Annotated in this window: 7 protein-coding genes and 1 pseudogene; 4 read left to right on the forward strand and 4 right to left on the reverse strand. The window is 61.0% G+C overall.

The window, feature by feature from the left end; translation table 11 throughout:
- Nucleotides 1-114: 114 nt before the first annotated feature.
- Nucleotides 115-384 (forward strand): hypothetical protein, encoded by a 270-nt coding sequence (locus P7D22_RS22065; protein WP_319936406.1) that lies wholly within the window; start codon nt 115-117, stop codon nt 382-384.
- 152 nt (nt 385-536) lie between these two features.
- Here the strand turns inward: P7D22_RS22065 and P7D22_RS22070 are convergent, their stop codons facing one another.
- A complete protein-coding gene (locus tag P7D22_RS22070; RefSeq protein WP_319936407.1) occupies nt 537-809 on the reverse strand; it encodes a recombinase family protein in 273 nt (90 codons plus the stop codon).
- A gap of 264 nt (nt 810-1073) precedes the next feature.
- Here P7D22_RS22070 and P7D22_RS22075 point away from each other — a divergent pair, with 264 nt between their 5' ends.
- The 3 genes from P7D22_RS22075 to P7D22_RS22085 are packed head-to-tail and all read left to right on the forward strand — an operon-like array spanning nt 1074 to nt 3843.
- The gene (locus P7D22_RS22075; RefSeq protein WP_319936408.1) at nt 1074-1667 is read left to right on the forward strand and encodes a TadE/TadG family type IV pilus assembly protein; all 594 of its coding nucleotides are present in this window, start codon (nt 1074-1076) and stop codon (nt 1665-1667) included.
- Nucleotides 1667-2374: a TadE/TadG family type IV pilus assembly protein gene (locus tag P7D22_RS22080; RefSeq protein WP_319936409.1), complete on the forward strand. Its 708-nt coding sequence runs from the start codon at nt 1667-1669 to the stop codon at nt 2372-2374. The genes P7D22_RS22075 and P7D22_RS22080 overlap by 1 nt, the downstream gene beginning before the upstream one ends.
- Complete coding sequence (locus tag P7D22_RS22085) at nt 2365-3843, forward strand: TadE/TadG family type IV pilus assembly protein (protein ID WP_319936410.1); 1479 nt, start codon at nt 2365-2367, stop codon at nt 3841-3843. Before P7D22_RS22080 ends, P7D22_RS22085 begins: the two co-directional genes overlap by 10 nt.
- A gap of 451 nt (nt 3844-4294) precedes the next feature.
- Here the strand turns inward: P7D22_RS22085 and P7D22_RS22090 are convergent, their stop codons facing one another.
- The 3 genes and pseudogenes from P7D22_RS22090 to P7D22_RS22100 form a co-directional block, all read right to left on the reverse strand.
- Nucleotides 4295-4603, reverse strand: a complete 309-nt coding sequence (locus P7D22_RS22090; protein WP_319936411.1) for an ATP-binding protein — start codon at nt 4601-4603, stop codon at nt 4295-4297.
- Nucleotides 4604-4641: 38 nt separating this feature from the next.
- A pseudogene (gene istA / locus P7D22_RS22095) lies at nt 4642-5463 on the reverse strand (IS21 family transposase); the annotation flags it as partial.
- 187 nt (nt 5464-5650) lie between these two features.
- Nucleotides 5651-5772: transposase domain-containing protein (locus P7D22_RS22100; RefSeq protein WP_319936412.1), on the reverse strand; the 122-nt coding region annotated here is incomplete at its 5' end.

The following is a 5772-nucleotide window of genomic DNA, read 5'->3' on the forward strand; positions in this document are numbered from 1 at the left end:
ATCGCTGCCGCCGGCTACGACGCATGCGACCCAGATTGAAAGGCAACAGCTCTAGCGGGTTACATCTTGTACCGATTAACTTGACGGTCCGATCAGCTCGGGAACAGGTCAATCATGGACGTGATTTTCGGCCATTGGGCGGCTGGCGGCGTAAGTCCCGACCACGCCGGCGCACCCGGCGGCTCGTTGGGAGATCCCGTGGTCGGGCCGGCCGGGTTGGTGGATATCTCGAAGACCGCGTTAGGCCTCGGCGGTTCGGTTGCGTCCCGCGTCGTTCGGGTAGCGTCGTTCCAATCCGCGCTGGAGAGGCTCGACGAGTTCTGGTTCTGGTCGCGCACCCTCCGAATGGATCCCTGGGCCACGGCTCGTACGCTCCTGGAATGAAGGGACGAACTCACCGGGCTTGGCTGGAAGTCAGACGTCGCCTGGTCCGAACCGCGCCTCGTCATAAAGCTTAGTCAAAGCTTTGAGTCGCCTGATGCCACTGGCGTGTTTCCGGTCACCCGGTAAACGCTCGCCCGGCCAATCCCGAGATGCTACGCGATCTCCGTCACGCCGAGGCCCTGGCCTTGCAGCTCGCGCCCCTTGGCTACGCTCTTGGCCTTGAGCGTCCGCACGATGTGCTGAAGGTCGCCGATCGAGCGCGTCAAGCCATTGATGCGCGTCACTATCAGCGTGTCGCCCTTGCGCATGACCGTCAGCAGGGCATCCAGCTCGTGCCGGTTGGTGCCAGAGACCTTTTCGGCCCAAATGTCCGTGCAGCCGGCGGCCATCGGCGCCGCGTGCTGAATGGCGAGATCCTGGTCCATGGTGGAACGCGAGCATAGCCACAGATCATGGGTGGAGTGTCTCAATAGGGTCCAGGCCGTATCCGTTTAGCGTCTCGGAATTTCGAAAAACCCTTATAAGACGTTGGAAGTGTCTCGCCCGGGTGCCTCGCTACGGTATAACTCAAAGACACTTCTCAAGCTTCATTCTGACGCCTTTTGCGCGTCACCGCACAAAGCCAAAATCCCTGAACCGACCGTAAAGGAGTTCATCGTAGGATAGCTCGACCCGCTGATGGTGCTTTCATGGTCAAGGGTCAACAACAAGGCTGCTTCGGTGTTCCGATGGTGAGGTATTGCTATCTCGCACGTCTACGCGCAGATGCGAGCGGGGCTGCAGCGGTTGAATTCGCGATCGTGTCAGTGCCTTTCGTCTTCAGCTTGCTGCTTACAATTTCTGTGGCGCTCGTGCTTTTCCTTCACCAGCAGCTCGACTTTGCCACCAGCAAGGCGGCGCGGCAGATTATGAACGGCACCGCGCAGAAAAGCGCCTACAGCAGCGCCAGCTTTCGCAGTCAGGTCGTCTGCGCATCGCTTCCGGCGATCTTCTCCTGTGCGGATGTAATCGTCAACGTGCAGACCGCGACGGAGGCGGTCAACCCCGGCGGCTACTACGCCTTCGTGAAAAGCGACATGAGCGGGCTGGTGATTCCTCAACTGTCGAACACCACTACGCAATACAGTACAGGCGTCCAGGGCTCTTACGAATATCTCCAGGTAATTTATCCGATCACCTTTCTTCCCGCCTTCGTCACGAGCTTGCTCAGTAGCCAGACTTACAACGGCGCGCCTGCCTATCTGCTGGTCTCGACGGCAGCATTTCGAAACGAGCAATATTGATGCGTGCAGCTGGCCGCCTAGCAGCGTTTCGCCAATCCTCTGACGCCGTTTCTACCATCGAATTCGCGATGGTGTTTCCAGTGCTCCTGGTGCTCCTGCTGGGTGGCGGTCAGGTCGTGCTCTACATCGACGCTACGCGTAAGGTGCAGCAGATCGCCACCTCGGTTAGCGAAATGCTATCCCAGGCTGTCCCTGCCTCCAGTTCGGCGACGACGGCCACGGTCAATGCCACCGATCTGAACTTCAGTTATGACGCGTCGCTGGTGATCTTTCCTTATGTCATGGGAGATGCGGCGCGGCGCGGTATCCCGTGGCGAAGCGCGCTCACGATCGGATTTGCCGGCATCTCCTTCATCAAGCTGCCGGGCATCTCCTGCAACGGCGTGGCGGATCAAAGCACGTGCTATATCGCCACCGTCAATTGGACCGGCACCGGGGCGTCACCGGCGAGTTATCGGCCGTGCGTATTGCCTCAACTCCCGGCTGACGATGCGGCGCCCTTCAGCCGATTTAGTCTGCCACGTTCACTCTATGGGCCGGGCTCCGTGATTGCCGTCGACGTGTCCTTCACCTTCAATCCGACCTTTGGATCAGCGCTCGTCAGGCCGGTTACGATCACGCGCTCGGCCTTTGTGCAGCCGCGGTACGTCACCCAGATCGATTTCGACACTACCAGCAACGACAGCATCGCCTCGAAATGCGTTTGACGACCTCAGCCTCCGGCGCTGCCGGTTGGTTTCGCGCCTTTGCCCGCGCGCGCCGCGGCAACGTCAGTATCCTATTCGCCTTCAGTCTCGTGCCAATGATCGGGGTCGCGGGCTTGAGTGTGGATTACGGCATCGCGTTGAGCGCGAAGTCCAAGCTCGATAATGCCGCCGATGCGGCGGCGCTTGCGGCTGTTGCCACCGCGAAGGCCTATGTGGCCGCAAACCCATCGGATGCGAACGTCAGCGCTAATGCTATCACCGCGGGCGTCGACCGCGCCAAACGCGCCTTCACGGTCAACGCCGGCGCGGTGCCGTTCGCTCTGGTGCCAACGCCAACCATTGGCCTGACCCGAACCGGACAGACATTTGCCTCGGCGGTGTCATACAGCACCACGTCGACAACCCAGTTCGGCAAGATGTTTGGCCAAACCGCATTGACGATCGTGGGTTCATCGGCCGCAGGTGCAGACGTTCCGAGCTACCTCGACTTCTACCTTATGGTGGACGAGTCCGGTTCGATGGGGATCCCGACCACGTCCGCAGACCAGACCACGCTGGCCAACGTGAACGGAAGCTGCCAGTTCGCCTGCCATTTTCCAGCCTCTGCGAGCGGCGGCGACGGCTTTAGCATTGCGACTACGGGCAAGAAGAACGATGGCACCAGGGTGCTGAGTGCTGCCCTCCAGCTCCGCTCCGGAGCGGTCAACAACGCCCTTTGCAAGTTGCTGACGCGGGCCGCATCGCCGGCCGTCACGAACCAGTACCGGGTCGGCATCTATCCGTTCATCAATCAGATCGCGACCCTGGCCAGCCTGACGACCAACATCGCGAGCCTGCAGAGCGCGGCCGATTGCTCGTCAAGCCCGCCGATGAAGCTGACGACCCTGTTGGATACAGACACGACGCAGTTCTACACCGGAGGCGACCCGACCACAGGCACCGGAAGCGGTGGCACGCATTTCGAGCTGGTGCTGCCGGGCATGAAGGCCCTGGTGTCACCGATTGGGGACGGCTCGTCCGCGACTTCGTCCAAACCGTTCGTGTTCCTCATCACGGACGGGATGGACAACAATCAGAACTACACCTTCAAATCTGGATCGAGCTATCGCTACGTCGGAAACCCGAACACCGCGTTCACGAGCTACACGGGCAGCGATGGCCGGACCCCGGTGACGGCTTCATTCGACGGGTCGCAACCCAAGCTGTTCAACACGTCGCTGTGTTCCCAGCTAAAATCGGGCGGAGTCACGCTGTCGATCCTTTATATCCCGTATGTTCCGCTAACGGTCGGCACGTCGAACCAGGGGGAAACCAACACCGTCAATGGACTGATCCCAAGCCTCTCAAGCAACCTCCAGTCCTGTGCCAGCGCGGGGTTCTTTTATACGGCCTCGTCGGAAAGCGACATCACGGCCGCTCTCAATGCGATGTTCAACCAGGCGCTCCAGGTTGCGCACCTGAGCAAATAACCTTCCTGCCTTGAGCGCAACTAACGTGGCATTGCCACCAGCATGGCTGCAACCGTCTTCTCGGCCGGCGGAACCGCAATCGAGCTTACCAAGCACCTTTCGAACATCAGTCTCTCATGATAAAATAAGCCTTACGAGACACTGTGGCCTTTGGGTATGCCCAAGAAAGGCGGGCCGAGCGTCCAGCAGTGATGTGGATGCATGGGCCTGCTGTTCATCTCACGGCCGCTTCCGCCCACAAGCAGCCATTGATGCTTCTGCCGAGCCGGGCCAAGCAGTCGTCTCCTGCCGACCCAACCTGTCCGCCCGGAAGGCCATGTTCGCTCCCCATAAGCGGCCATTCGTCAGTCGTAGGGCTACTACTGTTGATTTCCACTGAGAGTTGACCCGGCGTTTTCGTTGAGAAGTGACCCGGGTTCAGAGGCTGATGTTTGTCATCGGACGGGTTTGGTCAACTCACGGTGCGGCTCCTTTTTGGCTTCCCGGCTGCGGCACTGGCCCGGAAGCGGAAGCTGTCGTTCCCGGTCTCCAGGATGTGGCAGTGGTGCGTGAGGCGATCGAGCAGCGCGGTGGTCATCTTGGCATCACCGAAAACCCCAGCCCACTCGCTGAAGCTGAGATTGGTGGTGATGACGACGCTGGTGCGCTCGTAGAGCTTGGACAGCAGATGGAACAGCAAGGCTCCTCCTGATGTACTGAAGGGGAGATAGCCCAGCTCGTCCAGGATGATCAGGTCCAGGCGAAGCAATCGATCAGCCAACTGGCCGGCCTTGTCAGGGCCTTCTCCTGTTCGAGCGCGTTGACCAGGTCGATGGTGGCGAAGAAGCGAACCTTCTTGCGGTGATGCTCGACGGCCTGCACGCCCAGGGCGGTCGCGACGTGCGTCTTGCCGGTTCCGCCCTTCTCCCAACCCGAGGGGGGATTGCAGAAAGTCGTGTCGAACAGATAATGGCTCGCCATGGCGGCGAAGCGTGCGTTCACCTGCCGCGCCTTGCCGGAGCCGACCCGATCCACGGCGGTCTTCATGTTGTCGTAGATGCCGCGACCCGGGATGCCGCCGAGCACGCGGAAGGCATGGTAGTGCGCGTCGAACAGCATCTCGTGGCTCTGGAGCGGGTACGCGCGCACGACGAAGGCTCGGCTGTGCGACAGCTTGGTGCGCGCCACCTGCAGCTTGACGCGCTCGCCTGCGAGATCCGCCCAGTCCTCGCTCCAGTCAAACTGGAACGCCTCACCAGGCGTGAAGACCAGAGGCACGAACGTCCCGCGTCCCGTGGTCTGCTGCTCGGTCTGCCGGTCCTCCTTCCAGCTTCGAATGAAGGCCGCGACCCGGCCGTAGGAGCCGTCATAGCCCAGGAGCACGAGGTCGGCGTGCATCTGCCGCCCTGTACGCCGCTGCTTGCGTGACCTGTTCGCCTCCGTCTTCAGCCAACCCGATAGCTTCGCGGCGAACGGATCCAACTTGCTGGGCCGTTCCGGCGCTCGACAGAACGGCTCCTTCGCATCCGATCGCAGGTACTTGCGGATGGTGTTGCGCGACAATCCTGTCCGTCGCGAGATCTCCCGGATCGGCATCCCTTCTCGGAAAGCCCAGCGCCGGATGACGCTCAATAATGCCATGTCGATCACTCCATGACCCCCCGACCAGCAAGCCAGGGGTGGGTTCAGACACGGGTCACTTCTCGATGGAACTTCGGGCTCCGCCGGGCCAACTCTCAGTGGAAATCAACAGGCTACTACGGCTCGGGGTGAAACATCCGACGTTAGCCTCAATTTGGCGTAAGCGTGAGCGGATGGCCGCGGCAGGCTACGCGGCTTGAGCCTGAGGCGGTCGGCTGGCGGTCCAAGCCCAGGGGAGCAGCTCGTCGAGTCGGCTCATGGGATGGTCGGCGATGCGGCCGATGACGTCGGTCAGCCAAGCCTGAGGGT

The sequence above is a fragment of the Lichenihabitans sp. Uapishka_5 genome (assembly GCF_033947565.1).
Lineage (GTDB): Bacteria > Pseudomonadota > Alphaproteobacteria > Rhizobiales > Beijerinckiaceae > Lichenihabitans.

What these genes read in the sequence shown, in the direction of transcription:
- P7D22_RS22065 (WP_319936406.1), top strand. Translation starts at nt 115, where the DNA reads ATGGACGTGATTTTCGGCCATTGGGCGGCTGGCGGCGTAAGTCCCGAC.
- P7D22_RS22070 (WP_319936407.1), bottom strand. Translation starts at nt 809, where the DNA reads ATGGACCAGGATCTCGCCATTCAGCACGCGGCGCCGATGGCCGCCGGC.
- P7D22_RS22075 (WP_319936408.1), top strand. Translation starts at nt 1,074, where the DNA reads ATGGTCAAGGGTCAACAACAAGGCTGCTTCGGTGTTCCGATGGTGAGG.
- P7D22_RS22080 (WP_319936409.1), top strand. Translation starts at nt 1,667, where the DNA reads ATGCGTGCAGCTGGCCGCCTAGCAGCGTTTCGCCAATCCTCTGACGCC.
- P7D22_RS22085 (WP_319936410.1), top strand. Translation starts at nt 2,365, where the DNA reads ATGCGTTTGACGACCTCAGCCTCCGGCGCTGCCGGTTGGTTTCGCGCC.